This is a genomic window from Vibrio sp. 10N.222.55.A1, from assembly GCF_041473835.1.
GTDB lineage: Bacteria > Pseudomonadota > Gammaproteobacteria > Enterobacterales > Vibrionaceae > Vibrio > Vibrio crassostreae_C.
The window spans coordinates 1-417 of sequence record NZ_JBFRSX010000155.1 but is presented as its reverse complement, the minus strand read 5'-3'; the positions used below and the strand labels follow the sequence as shown (position 1 = coordinate 417).

The window sequence follows — 417 nt, the reverse complement described above, 5'->3', positions numbered from 1 at the left end:
GATATATCATACTTTTTACACTGTCTTTGGTGTTTATTTCAAACCTCAGTGTGTCGATTAACGAACAACAAAAACGCTTCTTTTTACAGTCAACAAAAACTAAAAACATAGCGTGGGAATATTTAAAAGATCTACCTGATAATAAAAAAGTAGCGTATTCACCAAATATAGCAATGCCAGATAACTTGAAGGGTAATGGTTGTCATGCATGGCAAGGGTGTAACTATGCTAAGGATCTTGAAAAATATGATCCGGACATGATTGTTTATAGCCCGTCATATCCTCACTTTAATAGTCAGGAATTTCAACGCTATATAGACGATAACGATATGAAGCTTGTTAAAGAAATAAGTAGCCACAAAGATACTTTAAAACACACCTGTCAAAACCCAAGTTACAATAAATTATATATATTTG

At 32.9% G+C, this 417-nt stretch carries 1 protein-coding gene; it reads left to right on the top strand.

Going from position 1 to position 417, the window contains the following annotated elements:
• The coding region (locus tag AB4493_RS22240; protein WP_372155833.1) for a hypothetical protein at nucleotides 1-417 on the top strand (417 nt) is incomplete at both ends.